Source organism: Rhodococcus sp. NPDC056516 (genome assembly GCF_042794655.1).
Taxonomy (GTDB): Bacteria; Actinomycetota; Actinomycetes; order Mycobacteriales; family Mycobacteriaceae; genus Rhodococcus_F.
Genome location: NZ_JBHTTG010000004.1, coordinates 311,269 through 327,308, shown reverse-complemented (window position 1 = coordinate 327,308; position 16,040 = coordinate 311,269). Strand labels below are relative to the sequence as shown.

The following is a 16,040-nucleotide window of genomic DNA, read 5'->3' as shown; positions in this document are numbered from 1 at the left end:
GCCGAGGGTTGGATGCGTCACCAGGGCCGATGCGGCAAGTCAGGACGCTGCGAGACCGATCAGACCCACGGCACTCGGCACACCCGTCGCATCGAAACCGATGGTGATCGGTTCGTCGACCGGAAAGTGCGCGGGAAGAAGAAGGAGTCCCTCCGACGCGCAGCGTTCGAGAAGTGCTCGGCGGGTGTCCCTGGCGATGTCGGGGTCAGCGTCACCGCCCTGGCTGAGGTCCGGGTACAGAAACTGAATCGGATGGTGGATCACGTCGCCGGAGATGACGGCGCCACCGTCGGCGGTGCGAATCTCGATCACGATGTGACCCGGCGTGTGACCGGGCGCGCTGCGCACGACGACGCTTGTGCCTTCGGACTCGGCCAGGACATGGCCGTCGTCGACTGCCGCCCACTTCGCCCCGTCCAGAACGGGACGGACGCTGTCCTCGAAGGTCTGCGCGAGATCCGAGACCACTCCTTCGTGTGGACCGTCGGCGGCCAGTTGTTGGAGCGCGGCCAGTTCGGTGCGGTCGAAAATGTAGGTCGCGCGGGGAAAGGTGGGCCGCCAGGTTTCGGCGTCGAGGTTGGTGTTCCAACCACAGTGGTCGGGGTGCAGATGTGTGCTGACCACCAGATCCACGTCGTCCACGGCAACGCCGGTGGCTGCGAAGCGCGAGAGGTAGTCGGTGCCGAACATGTGATGCGGCAAGAGGTTCGGCCGGTGCTTGCTGTTGCCGTTGCCGGTGTCGACGACGATCGCCTTGCCGCCGATCTCCACCAGGTAGGTGTGGATGGCAAGCACGAGGTCACCACTACCCTCGTCGAAGAACTCCGGTGTCAGCCGCGCCGACGCTTCACTGATCTCGGCCTCACTCGCCTGGGGAAAGAGCTCTCGCGGCGGAAACGGCCAGTGCGCCAGCTCTGTCAGTTGGGTGACGCGTGCCGACCCGACGTCGATGGTGAAGCTCATCAGTGTTTGCCTTCCGAACAGCTCGATACCGCTTGTGGGCACACACAAAGGCACCCACCGAAAATGCTCGGTGGGTGCCTGGTCGGTGTCAATGGTTTTCGACGCCGGTGATCAAAGACTCTTCGCGATGATGCCCTTCATCACTTCGTTGGCGCCGGCGTAGATCTTCTGGACGCGGGAGTCCTCGTACATGCGCGCGATCGGGTATTCACGCATGTAGCCGTATCCGCCGTAGAGCTGCACGCACCGGTCGACGACGGCGCATTGCTGCTCGGTGAGCCAGTACTTGACCATCGCGGCGTCTGCGCCGTCCAGCTCGCCGTTGAGGTGATCCTCGATGCAGTTGTCGAGGAAGACACGGCAGGTGCGTGCGATCGTCTGGCACTCGGCCAGCTCGAAGGCGGTGTTCTGGAACTCGAAGAGACTGTGCCCGAACGCTTGACGCGCCTTGGTGTATGCGACGGTCTCCTCGACCGCACGCTCGATGGTGCCGATGGCCTGCGCGCCGATGATGAGGCGTTCCTGCACCAACTGCGCCATCAGTTGACCGAAACCGAGACCCTCGGACTCGCCGAGGAGATTCGAGACCGGAACGCGAACGTCGGTGAAGGACAGCTCGGACGTATCGGCGCCGTGCTGACCGACTTTGTCGAGCACGCGGCCGACGGCAAAGCCTTCGCAGTCACGAAGATCCACGATCAAGAGCGAGACTCCCTTGGCCCCGGCCTTGGGATCGGTCTTGACGGCGAGCACGATCATGTCGGCGCTGCCACCGTTGGTGATGAAGGTCTTCGACCCGTTCACTACGTAGTGGTCACCGTCGCGGATCGCGGAGGTGGTGATGGCCTTGAGGTCGGAACCTGTTCCGGGTTCGGTCATTCCGATGGCGCCGAGGATTTCACCCGTGGCCATGCCAGGCAGCCAGGCCTTCTTCTGCTCTTCGTTGCCGTACTCGAGGACGTAGTGGGCGACGATGCCACTGTGCACCGAGTTGCCGAGTGCGTAGTCACCGCAATAGCCCTGCGCCTCGAAGACAGCGAGATCGTGCGCGAAAGTTCCACCGCCCCCGCCGTATTCCTCGGGAATCGAGCAGCACAGCAGGCCGAGCTTGCCGGCTTCGAGCCACACGGATCGGTCGACGCGATGCTGAGCGTCCCACTGCTCACGCTTGGCGATCAGTTCACGATCGAAGAAACCACGGGCCAGTTCGGCTACTGCGGTGATCTCGTCGTCGTGCCACGACGGCTTGCGCTTGGTCGCCATGATCAGACCCGCTTCAGCAGGGCTGCGAGTGCCTGTCCGCCGCCGATGCACATGGTGACGATGCCGAATTCGAGGTCGCGCCGGACCATGTCGCGGGCCGCGCGCAGGGTCAGGATGGCTCCGGTGGCGCCGACCGGGTGTCCGAGGGCGATTGCTCCGCCGTACGGGTTGGTCTTCTCCGGATCCAGGCCACTGTCACGGATGACGGCGATGGCCTGCGAAGCGAACGCCTCGTTGACCTCGGCGGTGCCGATGTCGGAGGGCTTCAATCCTGTTTGCGCAAAGAGCTTTTCGAGAGCGAGCACGGGAGCGTAGCCCATCAGGCCGGGCTCCATGGCTGCTGTCGTGACTGTTTCGAGCGTGACCAGTCCGGTGAGGCCGCGCTTGGCTGCCTCGGTGCCCGTCGCGAGGACGAGTGCGCCGGCGCCGTCGTTGATGCCCGACGCGTTACCGGCAGTGACGGATCCGCCCTCTTCGAATGCGGGGCGCAACTTGGCGAGGGTTTCGACGGTGGTTCCGGGCTTGGGATGCTCGTCCTCGGTGACTGTGACGGAGCGCCGACCACTGGTCTCGACGGGAGTGATTTCCTCGGCGAATGCTGCCTTCGCTGCGTCGGTAGCGGCGCGGCGCTGCGATTCGACGGCGAACTCGTCCTGCTGCTCGCGGCTGACGCCGTACTTGCGGGCGACGGCTTCGGCGGTGCGGCCCATGTGGGCTTTGCTGAACGGGTCGGTGAGCATGGCGACGGTGCCGTCGACGAGGCTGCGATCGCCGAGCTTGTAGCCGGATCGGGCAGCGAAGTCGTAGAACGGCATGCGGGACATGCTCTCGTCGCCGCCGGCGAGGGTGATGGCAGCTGCGCCCCAGCGCATCTGCATCGCCGCAGACCACACGGCCTGCAGGCCGCTGCCACAGAGGCGGTTGACGGTGTAGGCGGGGACGTTCTCGGGCAGCCCGGCGGCGATGCCCACGCGTCGTGCGTTGTAGGCGTCGGGGCCGACCTGGCCGATGCAGCCCATGACGACCTCGTCGATGTCTTCGGGTGCAACGCCGGCGCGGCTCAGCGCGGCCTTGGCTGCTGCGGCGCCCAGCTCGTGTGCGGGGACGTCCTTGAAGACGCCGCCGAAGCTACCGACGGGGGTCCTGGCCCCGTCGACGATGACGATCGGTTCGGGTGTGGTCATGATTGTCCCCATCTGCTGTGCTCACGTCGATTTCTTCGTCCGTGGCCGATACTAGGACATCGAAGTATCTCGCAGATGGGGACGTTGGTGTCAGGGTGTGGGAGCGCTCTCGGCCACCGGTACGACCTCGGTCTCAGTGGCTTCGGCGTCTTCGGGGTCTTTGTCGTTCCGATAGCGGTAAAGCCCGATACCCACGAGGATCGCTGCGAGTCCCAGGGAAACGAACATCTGACTGCGAGTCGAGTCCAGAGTGAGCATGCCGATGCAGAGCGCGATGATGGCTGCGATCGTGGCGTAGGTCAGGTACGGGAAGAACCACATCTTCAGCTCCAGCTCCTGGCCCGACGCTTCGAGCTTGCGGCGAGTGCGCAGCTGGGACACCGAGATGACGAGCCAGACGAACAGCGCGATCGCACCGGAGGAGTTGACCAGGAACAGGAAGACCTTGTCCGGGGAGAGGTAGTTCATGCCGACGGTCAGGAAGCCGACGATCGTCGAGACCAGAACCGCGCGCATGGGTACGCCGGTCTTCTCGATACGTGAGAGCGACTTGGGGGCGTCGCCGCGGCCGGCGAGGGAGAAGATCATGCGGCTCGCGGTGTAGAGACCGGAGTTGAGGCAGGACAGAACCGACGTGAGGACGACGACGTCCATGATGTTGCCTGCGGCCGGAATGCCGTACGAGTCCATGACGGCGACGTACGGGCTGAGCGCGACGGACGCGCTGTCCCAGGGAAGCAGCGTGACGACAACGGCGATCGAGCCGATGTAGAAGATGAGGATTCGCCAGACGACGGATTTGACGGCTGCGCGAACGGCTTCGAGCGGGTTGGCCGATTCACCGGCGGCGATGGTCGCGATTTCGGCGCCGAAGAACGAGAACACGACCACAAGGACTGCGGCGAGCATGGCTCCTGTTCCGTTCGGCAGGAAACCGCCGTGACCGGTCAGGTTGGTCATTCCCGGTGCTTCGACGCCCGGCATCCATCCGCAGATCGCCACGACACCCATGCCGAGGAACGCGATGATGGCGACGACCTTGATGGACGCGAACCAGAACTCGAACTCACCGAAGGACTTGACCGAGATGATGTTGGTCAGCGTCAGCACGATCATCAGAATCAATGCCCAGGTCCACTGGGGAACGCCGGGAACCCAGCGATTCATGATGAGGGCACCGGCGGTGGCCTCGATGCCGAGCACGATGATCCAGAACCACGCGTACAGCCAGCCGATCGAGAAGCCCGCCCAGCGGCCGATGGCCTTGTCGGCGCACGACGAGAACGAACCGGTTTCCGGCGACGCTGCCGACATCTCACCGAGCATGCGCATCACGAGGATGACGACGACGCCGGCGAGTGCGTAGGAAATCAGGACGCCTGGGCCCGTCTCCTGGATCGCCACACCGGAGCCGACGAACAGTCCGGCGCCGATGACGCCCGCGATCGCAATCATCGACAGATGCCGCTTCTTCAGCGTGTGCTGAAGTGCGGGCGGTTCTGTACTGGACATCAGTACTCCTCGTTGGCTGTTCGGGACGTGGATCTCGGTGACGCTCTGCTGGAGCGCAATTTCGATAGCGCCAGTGTCGGACCTTCGGCAAGCTCGCGTCAGGCTCCACTTTGTACAAACGTGACCGCAGGCACTACAAAGTGGCGGGTTCGGGGTGCCAGACTGGACCCATGCCCATCACGCTCCGTCAACTCTGTGCGACCGAACAGTTCGGCCTTCGCGTCCTGGCTGGGCACGACCAGCTCGATCGCACCCTGACCTGGGCACATGTCTCCGAACTTCCCGATCCGACGCCTTTCCTCGACGGCGGTGAACTACTGCTCATCACCGGGGTGTCACTACCGACGACGGCCGCGGAAACGACCCGATTCGTACGAACCCTGGTTGCGGCCGGAATTGCCGGAATCGGTTTCGGAACCGGCCTCGGATACGAGCAGGCGCCGCAGACTCTGGTGGATGCGGCCACCCGTTTCAGTGTGCCCCTACTCGACGTCCCGTTGCGAACTCCTTTCATCGCCCTGACCAAAGCGGTGTCGAAGGCGCAATCCGACGACGACATGAAAGCGCTGCGCAGCAACTACCAGAGCCTGCGGCGACTACTTCAAGCTGCGGTGACGGTCAACGGCACCCGGGCGGTCGTACGACGGGTGGCGGAATTGATCGGCGGATGGGCGGCTCTGCTGGACTCGGCCGGACATACCGTCGAGATCTCACACACCGCCGCGGCCGCCGGAATCGAGCGAACGGCCCCTGAGCGCGATGCTCGCCCGATGGAGGTCAGCTTCCTCACGAGTGAGAACGAGGACGTCATCTCCCATCCCCTGCTGACGTCGAGGGGAAAGCTGATGGGATACCTCGTCGCCGGTTGCCCTGGCGCCGTCGGTTCGCTGAATCAGGGCATCGTCATCGCAGCCGCATCTCTGCTCACCTTGATGACGGCTCGGACCCGAGATGCGCAGTTGACGATGAACCACTTGCGCACCGTTGCGATGCATCAACTGTTCGAAGGCCAGAATGCGCTCGCCCGCAACATCTCCGGTGAACTGTGGGGAGGATTTCCGGTCGAACCTTTCCAGGTCTTCCACGTAGCGGGTCCCAGCGGCCTGCTCGAGAGCGTGTCCGTCTCACTGCTCGACGGCCTCAGCCGCGATCTGGCCTTCGGCATCACCGACGGCGCACTGATCGCCGTAGTCTCGGCCACGGACAGTGGACGAATTCTCGCTCGTGTCAATGAGATCGACGTAACCGTCGGCGTGTCGGACATGTTGTGGTGGGACGATCTTTCGCGCGCCAGACGCCAAGCAGCGCAAGCAGCAGCCGAGGCCGGCGCCCGCAACCTGCCCTCGATGCGGTTCGCAGAACTCTCGGAGAGTGGATTGTCCGCGTTTCTCGATCAGGATCGCTCGACGGCATTCGCGGCGGCACACTTGCGCCCGCTTCTGGAAGCGAAGGGCGGTAGCGATCTCTACCGGACCCTGGCCATGTGGCTGGCACACAACGGGGTGGGCGACGCCGCAGCAACAGCGCTGAATATTCATCGACATACGTTGCGCAGCAGACTCGCTCGGATCGAGAGCCTTCTTCAGCTCGATCTCGGCTCCCCCACGGAACGCGCGGAGTTGTGGCTCGAGTACCGTCTGCTCGGCGACGCTCCGACCATCTGACAAGTCGACCGATATCCCCTGAAGCGACCTGAAGGGCCCCCACCGGATTGCGGCGGAGACCCTTCAGAGTCGATACGTGCGAGTCGCTACCGACCGACCTTCCCCTAGCTTCCGCCCGTCGGTATCCACTCGCGGAGCACGTTGGCATCAACTACCTGCGCACCCAAAACCTTTGTCCAGATGATGGTTCCGTTTTCGTAGACACGGAAAGTGCCTGCTTCGGAGGGCAACTGCATCTCCGGGCCGACAGGAGCACCGAGAGAGCCGGTTTCACCGCCGAGCTCCCGATACTTCTTCTCGATCTGCGTCTCCGTAACCGTACCCGATGGATCCTCGGATGGCGAATTGGATTCCGGCACTGTTGATTCCGAATCCGGTGCCACTACCACACCCGCACCGTCACCGATGGTGAACCAGTCCGATTTCAGGCCGAGTTTCTGACGGAACTGCATTCCGGTCGCGCCGACCGTGCCGCTTGTACCGACTACCTCGACTGCCGTCACTCGTCCACCGTCGGTGCCGAATCCGTTGCGCGAGAGAATCTTGAGCGATTGCAGCTCGCCGACCCCGAAGGCGTCCGCAATCTGCCCTGCGGTCAGATTCACGGTCCAATCGTGATTGGGAGACAGCGCGTCGCCAAGATCTTCGACGGCTGGGAACTCACCGCCGGAGCTGTAACCTCCTGTAGACGAAGAGAATTCAGTGGCCACGATCTTGCCGTCACGTGACAGAACGGCGCCGGCGGTGGAGCGAACCGCTTCGGTGGTGCGGGGATCTTCCTTGCCCGCCCCGCCGTACACCTGGCAGTCCTGCGTGTCGCAGGTGTCGGCGTACGAGGACCGATGTTCGGTTGCAGCATACGAGCGCGCTGCCACGGCTTGAGCCCGGAGCGCTTCGGCCCCACCGGAATCCGCCCATTCCGCCTTTGCCTCCACCGGCACTACGCCGAGCAGGTAATCCTCCATGTCGAGAAGATTCACCGTCCGCGCCGAGCCGTTGTCGAGCACTACGCCGAGGGCACCACGATAGGGCGCGTCGTTGTCGCACAGCTTCAGGAACTGGTCGGCGGGTCGATCAGGACCGAGATCCACCGGGTCCACCCACGGATGATCGGTGACCGCTTCCCAGACGACCCCACCACCACATCCACTGGTGACGACCACCTGTGCACCGCCACCGGGCAGTGCAGTGAGGTGGGCAGCCTCGCCGGGCGCGGTGCGCTGGCCGTTGACCACCAGGCCGGCGTCGGAGTAGACGTCGAGCGTCGAGTTGTCCTGGGCCGTGAGCCGCACACTCATCTGCGCGGGCGGAATGGAGTCCAGGACAGTTCCGCCGTAGTAGTGACTGAGGATTCGCTCGCCGGACCACCCGTCATTCTTGGCGTAGCCGTAAGCGCCCCACTGACCCATTCCCCGGCCATGTCCGTTGCCGTGACCGGAGAGCGTGAATTGTGTATCGGCGGCGACGGCGTGCAAAATCGACGGCTCGTCAGCGCGGATTTGCGTGAAACCTCCGATCGCGACGCCGAGTGCGAGAGCTGGAACGAGCCCGAGGACCGAGACCCGCATCAGTGAGGTTCGCCTCCCGGGTCCGCCCACCAGAAAGCGACCTGCGCGACCGGACACAGGCTTCTTACCTGCAGTTCCGCTTCTTCCGCTTCTCGCCATCAATGCTCTCCTCATCGCTACCGGCCTCACGAGTCCGCGAAGTCGGTACTCCGCGCGCAGGCCAGTCCACAACGATTTAACTAAAGTCTCACCCTAAGGTTGAGCGTTATGGACTTTTGTGACTAGTGTGGCAAGAGTGTTTGGAGTTAGCAACACCAGTCACACGAGTCACACCAGCATCACGAGTTGCAGACGTACGCGTCCGAAAACTGGAGTTCAACCCCAGAACATGGCATCCGACCTGCTCGGATCCGGTTTTGAAGGATTCCGTTCACGGCCGTCATCGGCCCTGAAGTTCGCTCGCAAGTAACTACAACCGAGGAGTAATCCCTTGCCACACCGTCGACCGAAGCCCTCGCTCGTACTCGGGGCTGTAGCCGCAGTGGCTGTCGCAAGTCCTTTTGCGGTCTACGGCTTCACGAGCACTACGTCCGATGTACGTTCCGCGAACGAAACGACGTCAGTAGCAGTGCCGACCCAGATCGCAGAGGTGCTCCTCGCGTCGGTGCCCGACATCATCATTCCGGTCAAGGAGCTGACCGGTCTCGATCTCCCCGACATCAACCTCGGTGATCTGAGAAACCTCAAGCTCCCGACCGAAATCCCGCTACCTCCCGGAATCACGCTGCCGACCGAGCTGTTCCCGGCACCCGCTGTTCCCGGCGGCCCGACCGAGACCACTCCGGTTCCTTCCCTGGAAGAGCCAGGCGCTGTGGTCAAGGAAGTCACCCGCGACTCTCCGTTCAGCATGGTCGCGTTGACCTCGGACACGATCGCCTCGGCGCAGTCCAAGGTCCGCGCCCTCGCCGAAGACGGCACCTGGGGCCCGTGGTTCACCCCTGATGCCATCGACTCCGCCAGCTCGGATCAGGCCACCAACTCCGGTACCGCCACCGAACCGGTCTTCGTCGGCGCCACCAAGTCCATCCAGATCCTCACCCCGCAGGGTGCCGCTGCCCCCGCAGCCGAGGCTGTGCCGGTTCCGGCTCCGGAAGCAGCACCCGTGCCGGAAGCCGCACCGGCTCCGGAAGCCGCACCCGCTGAGGCGCCTGCGCCTGCTGAAGCACCCTCAGCCACCGGCGAACTCGGGTACACCCCAGCTTCGGTGTCCAAGCCGCTTCGCCAGGTGACGACGGCAGCAGATGCCGTCACCGCCGTGTTGATCGACCCGGGTGCCAGCGAGGCAGACAGCAATCTGCAGGCCGTCGCAGCGCCGCTCGGCGGCAGCGGACCGTCCGTCATCACCCGCGCACAGTGGGGCGCAGACGAGTCACTTCGGTGCGACTCCCCCACGTACGACGACTTCATCGGCGGCGCGACCGTTCACCACACCGCGGGTAGCAACAACTACACCAAGGAAGAATCGGCCGGCATCGTCCGCTCGATCTACGCCTACCACGCACGGACTCTCGGCTGGTGCGACGTCGGATACAACGTCCTCGTCGACAAGTACGGTCAGACCTTCGAAGGCCGCGCAGGCGGACTCGACAAGGCAGTGCAGGGCGCACACGCCGGCGGCTTCAACGAGAACACCACCGGTATCGCGATGATGGGTGACTACTCCACCGTCGAGCCTTCGCAGGCGACGCTCAACGCCGTCGGCAAGTTCCTCGGTTGGAAGCTCGGCATGGCTGGACTCGATCCCAAGGGCCGAACGACGATGTACTCCGAGGGCACCGAGTTCACGCCGTACCCGCAAGGCGCAGCAGTCGATCTGCCGATCATCTTCGCCCACCGCGACGTCGGAAACACGGCTTGCCCTGGCGATGCCGCATACGCACACATGAACGACATCCGGAACATCGCGGCCGCGAACATCGGGGGATCGTTGAACCCGTCGAACCCCTCCAATCCGTCGACGCCTGCGCCCAAGCCGACCACGCCGGTCGACACGGTCACCGGTGGCACCGGATCGTCGATCCCGGATCTGGTCACCCAGATTCTGAAGATCACTGACAATTCACCGCTCGCGCAGAAGTGGATCGCCGAAGGTGGTGACCTCGGACGCCTCGGCCAGGCGCTGTCCGGAATCCTGCAGGCGAAACTCGGCAACCAGGGTGCGTTGTTCCAGAACGGCGCTGTTTACACCTCACCCAACGGCGGAGTGTTCACCGTGCTCGGCGAGATCTTCAAGTCGTGGCAGAGCTTCGGTTCCGACGCTGGTGAACTCGGATTGCCGATCTCGGACGAGTACTCGATCCCGGACGGCCTGCGCAGCGACTTCGAGAACGGTTCGCTGATCTTCAACCAGATCACCGGCATGGTCACCAAGGTCCTCAAGACCTACAACGAAACCTTTGCCCAGGAAATGGCCAACAGCGCGCCTGTCGGCTGACAGCCGAGCAGTACACGTCCTCGGGCGCCGGTGGGTTCTACGACCACCAGCGCTCGAGGACTTTTGCGACCCCGTTCTCCGAATTGGTGTCCGTGACCTCGTCCGCTGCGGCTTTGGCTTCGGGGTGAGCGTTCCCCATAGCCACGCCGAGGCGTGCCATCCCCAGCATCGGGATGTCGTTGGGCATGTCCCCGAAGGCAACCAGACCCGACAGGTCGAAACCGAACCGCTCCGCGGCGGCAACCAGTCCCGATGCCTTCGTGATTCCCGGCGCCGAAAGTTCGATCAGTCCGTTCTCGGTGGAGTACGTCATGTCGGCGAGCGCACCGACGTGTGGGGCGAGCGTGTCGTACATCGCCGTGCTGGTCATGCCCGGACGACGAATCAGGAGTTTGACGGCAGGCGCCGCAAGCACTTCGTCCTCGGACATCTCGGTGTTGTCCGGATTGAGCCAGGCGTGTTCGTAATCCGGTGAGCTGACGAACTGCGGAGTGGCGGCGTCATGTGCGCTCTCCCCCACCCGTTCCGCGGCCAAACCCGACCCGGGGAGTGTGATCAAAGCCAGTTCGGAGAGTTCGGTGAGTGCGTCAACCGACAAGGTCGCGGCACTGAGGACGCGGTCGGCGTAGCTGTCGTACACAACGGCTCCGTTGGCGCAGACGGCGAGTGGCGCGTATCCCAAGCCTTCGACGACGGGCGAAATCCAACGCGGAGGACGCCCGGTTGCCAGTAGGAACGGCGTGCCGGATTCGACGACGGCATGCACGGCGGCGCGGGTGCGGGCGCTGACCAACTCGTCGTGATCGATGAGGGTGCCGTCGACATCGGAGGCGACCAAGGTCGGGCGGTCAGGGCTGATACGACGGTCTGGGCTCACACCGCCATTGTGCCCGTCCGGTACGACGGTCTCGTTCAGCGCGCCCGCTTCGCGCGTCCGCACCGCACCGGACATCGCGAAACCTCGAGAGATTCGCACAAATCGCATTTCAGTCCGACCGGTCTGGTATCTATTGCGGGAGAACACGACTTTCACAAAGGGAGAAACGCCCATGTCCGTGCCGCCCGATCTGCCCCCGCCGCCCTACGGGAACTCCCAGCCCTATGGGAACCCCCAGCCTTACGGGAACTCGCAGCCTCAATTCCAGGTGCCTCCGCCGCAACCGCAACCTGAGAAGAAGTCGAGGAAGTGGCCGTGGATTGCCGGTGCGGTCGTCGTGTTGCTCGTCGTCGCAGGCCTCCTCGGTGGACGCGACAAGGACGACTCGAAGTCCACCGCTGCACCGACCACCACCGCTGCACCGACTACCACCGCTGCACCGACTACCACTGCTTCTACGACGCCTGCAGCTGTCGCACCGATCGTCAGTGCGCCGCCCGCTGCTCCCGCCCCGCCGTCCAGCAAGGTGGCAGCGCCCACGACGACCACTTACCAGGCGCCTGCACCGGTGGTCACTCCGACAGTTGCGCCTGCCCCGGCCAGGCCGCAGGTCAGTTCCGGTCAGCGAAACGCCGTCCGATCTGCCCAGCAGTACATCGACATGACTGCCTTCTCCCGCAGCGGACTGATCGAACAGCTCGAGTACGAAGGGTTCTCCACCGAGGATGCGACGTACGCGGTGGATAATTTGAACGCGGACTGGAACAAGCAGGCTGCACTGAGCGCCGAGCAATATCTCGAGATGACGTCGTTCTCCAGGTCCGGACTGATCGAGCAGCTCGAATACGAAGGCTTCACGAGTGCGCAGGCCGAGTACGGAGCTGACGCCGTGTACTGACGCATCAGCGCACCGCGCCCTTCTCTCAGCGCACCGCGCCCTTCTCTCAGCGCACCGCGCCCTTCTCTCAGCGCACCGCGCCCTTCTCTCAGCGCGCCCGCTTCGCTCGTTCCTGTGCGTCCATTGCGGCGGCTTCCTCCGGTGTGGGTGCACCACCGCCGAGTCGACGAGGCACCCAGTAAGCCCCGGGCTCGTGCACGAACCCGTCCTGCACGTGGCGCAGGATTGCATCCATCTCGATGCGCAGGATCTCGCTCAAGGCTTCGGCGGGTTCGACCGGATCGATCGGTGCGCCCACTTCCACCGAGATCGGGAAGTGATTGCGGCCCAGATTCTTCGGTCCGCCCTTGGTGACGATCCGCTGGGCGCCCCAGACGATCAGCGGAATGATCGGAACACCGGCGTCGATGGCCATCCGAGCTGCCCCGGATTTCATTTCCTTGATCTCGAAGCTCCGGCTGATCGTCGCCTCCGGGTAGACGCCCACCAACTCGCCCCGCTTCAGGGCGTCGACTCCGGCTCGATACGCCTGCGCTCCGGCAGAGCGATCGACTTCGATGACTCCGCATCCACGCATGAGGAAGCCGAGTACCTTGTTGTCCGCCAACTCGGCCTTGGCCATCACCCTGAGCTTGCGTTTTGCAGTGCCGACCGCCAGAGCGGCCGGGATGAAATCGAGGTAGCTCGTGTGGTTGATCGCGATGACGGCGCCACCGGACACCAGGACGTTCTCAGTCCCGGTGCGGGTGACCTTCACACCCTGGAAACCGCTCAGACCACGCGCGACTACCTCGACGGCGGTGTAAACGGGTTCGAAGGACATCGGTCAGCCTTCGGACTTCCGCGCCTCGCGTGCTTTGGCTTTTGCCGCGGCTTCGTCGGCGTCCATCTTGTCCGCCTGCTCGAGCGTCGGCGCGCTGCCACCGAGGCGGGCCGGCACCCAGTACTCACCTGCCGGATGGTCGTAGTTCTTCTGCAGATCGAGCAGCAACTCCTGCATTGTCGAGTGCAGCTTCGCCGTCAGCTCACTCGCCGGCTCGAAGGGCGCGATCGGCTCGCCGACGGCAATGGAGATAGGAGTGTTGGTGCGGCCCAAACGCTTCGGATAACCCTTCGTCCAGACGCGCTGAGCGCCCCAGATGACGACGGGAACGATCGGGACGCCGGCCTCGATCGCCATCCGGGCGGCGCCGGACTTGAATTCCTTGATTTCGAAGCTCCGACTGATCGTGGCTTCGGGGTACACACCCACCAATTCGCCGCGCTTGAGGAAATCGACGGCTGCCTTGTAGGAGTCGGCGCCCGCGCCGCGGTCGACCGGGATGTGCTTGAGGGCCCGCATGATCGGTCCGGAGATCTTGTTGTCGAAGACTTCCTTCTTCGCCATGAACCTGATGTAGCGCTTCGGGGTCCGCGCCGGCAGTCCCGCATATGTGAAGTCCATGTATCCGGTGTGGTTGATCGCGATCACGGCGCCACCGGACGCCGGGATGTTCTGCTCTCCCTTGACGGAGAACTTCAGGCCCTCGAAAGCGAAGACGGTACGGGCGATGCCGATGACTGTTCTGTAAACGGGATCCACAGTTCGCTAGCGTAGACGGGAATCCGTGATCTGACCCGCAGCAGTTATGGGGTGGATGTTGGTCAGAATGTCGCAAAAGGGGCGTACGAACGAATGAAGTCGGCAGGACGAGCGGCAGTGGGGGCAGTCGCACTCGCCATGACGTTGGCGATAACCGCATGTGAGGACGACGGACGGACGGGAATCCTGACCGACGAACCGTCTCCGCCCACGACTGAAACCACGACGACAACCACTCTCGCGCCCACGACGACTATTGCGCCCGCCGCGCCGGTCGCGCCACCGCCGGTTGGTGACGTACCCGGCAATCCGGCCGCTGCGCCGGCCTTGGCAGCCTGGGCAACGGACCTGGTGTCTTTGGACGTGGACGCGCTCACCAACGCGTGCTGGACGATGCCGCCCACCACGGTCGCCGACCGATACTCGGACATACCCGCCATCCTGACGGCCATCTCAGCACCAGGTATCGACGGCCAGTACGCGGTCACCTGGAGTGGCGGCGGACTCTCCGTCGCCGCCAAGCGCTCGGAGATCGCCTCCGGATATGCGTGCCCGTTCGTCTTCCCTGCGGGGCAATCCAATTTCTACACCCCGGCTGACGCATCCCATGCAGTCGTCAGGTTTCTCTCGCGCGCAACCGGACGGCCTGTCAACACCCGTGACGTCGAGACGTTCTATCCGCTGATCTGCCCCGGCAACGGTCCGTGGGATCCGGACGGCACCGGGGCCACCGGACAACCGCCGCTCAAGCTCGACCCGAATCAGCTGGCCGGTATCAAGTATTTTGATGCCGAAGCTGCAACAGTCACTCCGGTTCGCGGCGACTACGTCCGTGTCACCCTACCCGTCACTGACGGAACCGGTAACTCACGCTCGATGCAGTTCACCCTGTCGATCGGCCCCGAGGGATATTGCCTCGGGGCCGCGACCTGAACTGCTTCGGTCAGGAACCGAACGGAAGGAAATCGCTCGAACCAGCACTGCCGGAACCGAGACTGCCTGAGCCACCGCCGGTTGCAGCCTTGATCTGAATTGCGTGGGCAGTCGAGGTCGAGCCCGTGAATCCGGCTGCGCCGCTGTAAATTGCCGTGATCGAGTGCGTGCCAGTTGTCGTGAAGGTGTGGTTGAGCGCCGCGATCCCGTTGACCACCGCAACAGCGTCACCGATCGGGGTGTCCCCATCCATGAACTGCACGGTTCCACCGTTCTGCACCGAACTGACAGCCGCCGACAGGGTCACCGACTTGTTCACGACGGCATCGGCAGGCACCGTCACCACAGTTTCCGTGGTGACATCCGAAGGCGCAGGAGCCGTCACATTCACCGTTCGAGCCTGCGCCGAAGACCCGATTACACCGGCTCCGCCCGAGTACACCGCCGTGATGCTGTGTGCACCAGCAGAATTAAATGTATGCGATAGACCAGCAACTCCGGCCGTCACCGCTGAAGGACCGCCGATTGCAACGCCACCGTCGTAGAACTGCACGGTACCGACACCGACAGCGTCATCTGACGACGTCCGGACGGCTGCCCACAAGTCCTTCGCCACACCAGTTTTGGCGTCGGTGGGGACATTCAGTTCAACTACGGATTCCTGGTCGGCAACGCTGACCTGAACAGACTTCGCACTCGCAACCGAGTTCTTGAATCCGGCGCCGGCGGTGAAGTCAGCGGTAACGCTCTGCGCGCCAGCGGTATCGAACGTATGCGACAGCGTCGCAACACCCGAAGCAACTGCAACCGGAGAACCGATCGCAACACCATTCGACTTGAACTGCACCGTACCGACAGCGTTCGAGGGAGCCACGGTAGCGGTCAGATCAACCGCCGTACCCGTGATCGCCGTAGCCAGAACCGACAGTGACGTCGTCGTCTCGACATCAACCGGAGCCGGATCGGAGACAGTGACGGTCTGAGCCGACGCCGAGGAACTGACAAACCCCGCGCCGGCGGTGAAGTCAGCGGTAACGCTCTGCGCACCAGCAGCATCGAACGTATGCGACAGCGTCGCAACACCCGACGCAACTGCAACCGGCGAACCGATCGCCGCACCGTTCGACTTGAACTGCACCGAACCGACAGCAGTGCTCGGAGC

13 protein-coding genes are annotated in these 16,040 nt (G+C 63.8%); 4 read left to right on the top strand and 9 right to left on the bottom strand.

Annotated features, from left to right (window positions below):
* Positions 1–39: 39 nt before the first annotated feature.
* The 4 genes from ACFQ6Y_RS14380 to ACFQ6Y_RS14365 all read right to left on the bottom strand — a co-directional run bounded on the left by ACFQ6Y_RS14380 (position 40) and on the right by ACFQ6Y_RS14365 (position 4,922).
* Entirely contained in the window at positions 40–963 is a 924-nt protein-coding gene (locus ACFQ6Y_RS14380) for an MBL fold metallo-hydrolase (protein WP_378540804.1), read from the bottom strand.
* A gap of 111 nt (positions 964–1,074) precedes the next feature.
* Entirely contained in the window at positions 1,075–2,226 is a 1,152-nt protein-coding gene (locus ACFQ6Y_RS14375; RefSeq protein ID WP_283306458.1) for an acyl-CoA dehydrogenase family protein, read from the bottom strand.
* 2 nt (positions 2,227–2,228) lie between these two features.
* A complete protein-coding gene (locus ACFQ6Y_RS14370; protein WP_378633632.1) occupies positions 2,229–3,410 on the bottom strand; it encodes a thiolase family protein in 1,182 nt (393 codons plus the stop codon).
* Positions 3,411–3,500: 90 nt separating this feature from the next.
* Positions 3,501–4,922, bottom strand: coding sequence for an amino acid permease (locus ACFQ6Y_RS14365; RefSeq protein WP_378633629.1), 1,422 nt, complete (start codon positions 4,920–4,922; stop codon positions 3,501–3,503).
* 170 nt (positions 4,923–5,092) lie between these two features.
* Between ACFQ6Y_RS14365 and ACFQ6Y_RS14360 the strand changes: the two genes are divergently transcribed.
* Positions 5,093–6,586, top strand: a complete 1,494-nt coding sequence (locus ACFQ6Y_RS14360; protein WP_003943944.1) for a PucR family transcriptional regulator — start codon at positions 5,093–5,095, stop codon at positions 6,584–6,586.
* A gap of 104 nt (positions 6,587–6,690) precedes the next feature.
* Here ACFQ6Y_RS14360 and ACFQ6Y_RS14355 read toward each other — a convergent pair whose 3' ends face one another.
* Positions 6,691–8,253: a SpoIID/LytB domain-containing protein gene (locus tag ACFQ6Y_RS14355; RefSeq protein WP_378445539.1), complete on the bottom strand. Its 1,563-nt coding sequence runs from the start codon at positions 8,251–8,253 to the stop codon at positions 6,691–6,693.
* A 331-nt stretch (positions 8,254–8,584) separates the two neighbouring features.
* Between ACFQ6Y_RS14355 and ACFQ6Y_RS14350 the strand changes: the two genes are divergently transcribed.
* Positions 8,585–10,588: an N-acetylmuramoyl-L-alanine amidase gene (locus ACFQ6Y_RS14350; RefSeq protein ID WP_378633626.1), complete on the top strand. Its 2,004-nt coding sequence runs from the start codon at positions 8,585–8,587 to the stop codon at positions 10,586–10,588.
* A gap of 37 nt (positions 10,589–10,625) precedes the next feature.
* On the opposite strand, the gene ACFQ6Y_RS14345 is transcribed toward ACFQ6Y_RS14350, so the two are convergent.
* Entirely contained in the window at positions 10,626–11,447 is an 822-nt protein-coding gene (locus ACFQ6Y_RS14345; RefSeq protein ID WP_378634350.1) for an HAD family hydrolase, read from the bottom strand.
* A gap of 190 nt (positions 11,448–11,637) precedes the next feature.
* Here ACFQ6Y_RS14345 and ACFQ6Y_RS14340 point away from each other — a divergent pair, with 190 nt between their 5' ends.
* On the top strand, positions 11,638–12,363 hold the full coding sequence (locus ACFQ6Y_RS14340; protein ID WP_378633624.1) for an Ltp family lipoprotein: 726 nt from the start codon (positions 11,638–11,640) through the stop codon (positions 12,361–12,363).
* An 88-nt stretch (positions 12,364–12,451) separates the two neighbouring features.
* Here the strand turns inward: ACFQ6Y_RS14340 and ACFQ6Y_RS14335 are convergent, their stop codons facing one another.
* The gene (locus ACFQ6Y_RS14335) at positions 12,452–13,186 is read right to left on the bottom strand and encodes a lysophospholipid acyltransferase family protein (protein ID WP_378633622.1); all 735 of its coding nucleotides are present in this window, start codon (positions 13,184–13,186) and stop codon (positions 12,452–12,454) included.
* Positions 13,187–13,189: 3 nt separating this feature from the next.
* The gene (locus ACFQ6Y_RS14330; protein WP_230817678.1) at positions 13,190–13,945 is read right to left on the bottom strand and encodes a 1-acyl-sn-glycerol-3-phosphate acyltransferase; all 756 of its coding nucleotides are present in this window, start codon (positions 13,943–13,945) and stop codon (positions 13,190–13,192) included.
* A gap of 93 nt (positions 13,946–14,038) precedes the next feature.
* Here ACFQ6Y_RS14330 and ACFQ6Y_RS14325 point away from each other — a divergent pair, with 93 nt between their 5' ends.
* Positions 14,039–14,878, top strand: a complete 840-nt coding sequence (locus ACFQ6Y_RS14325) for a hypothetical protein (protein ID WP_378633619.1) — start codon at positions 14,039–14,041, stop codon at positions 14,876–14,878.
* A gap of 10 nt (positions 14,879–14,888) precedes the next feature.
* On the opposite strand, the gene ACFQ6Y_RS14320 is transcribed toward ACFQ6Y_RS14325, so the two are convergent.
* Positions 14,889–16,040: Ig-like domain-containing protein (locus ACFQ6Y_RS14320; protein ID WP_378633616.1), on the bottom strand; the 1,152-nt coding region annotated here is incomplete at its 5' end.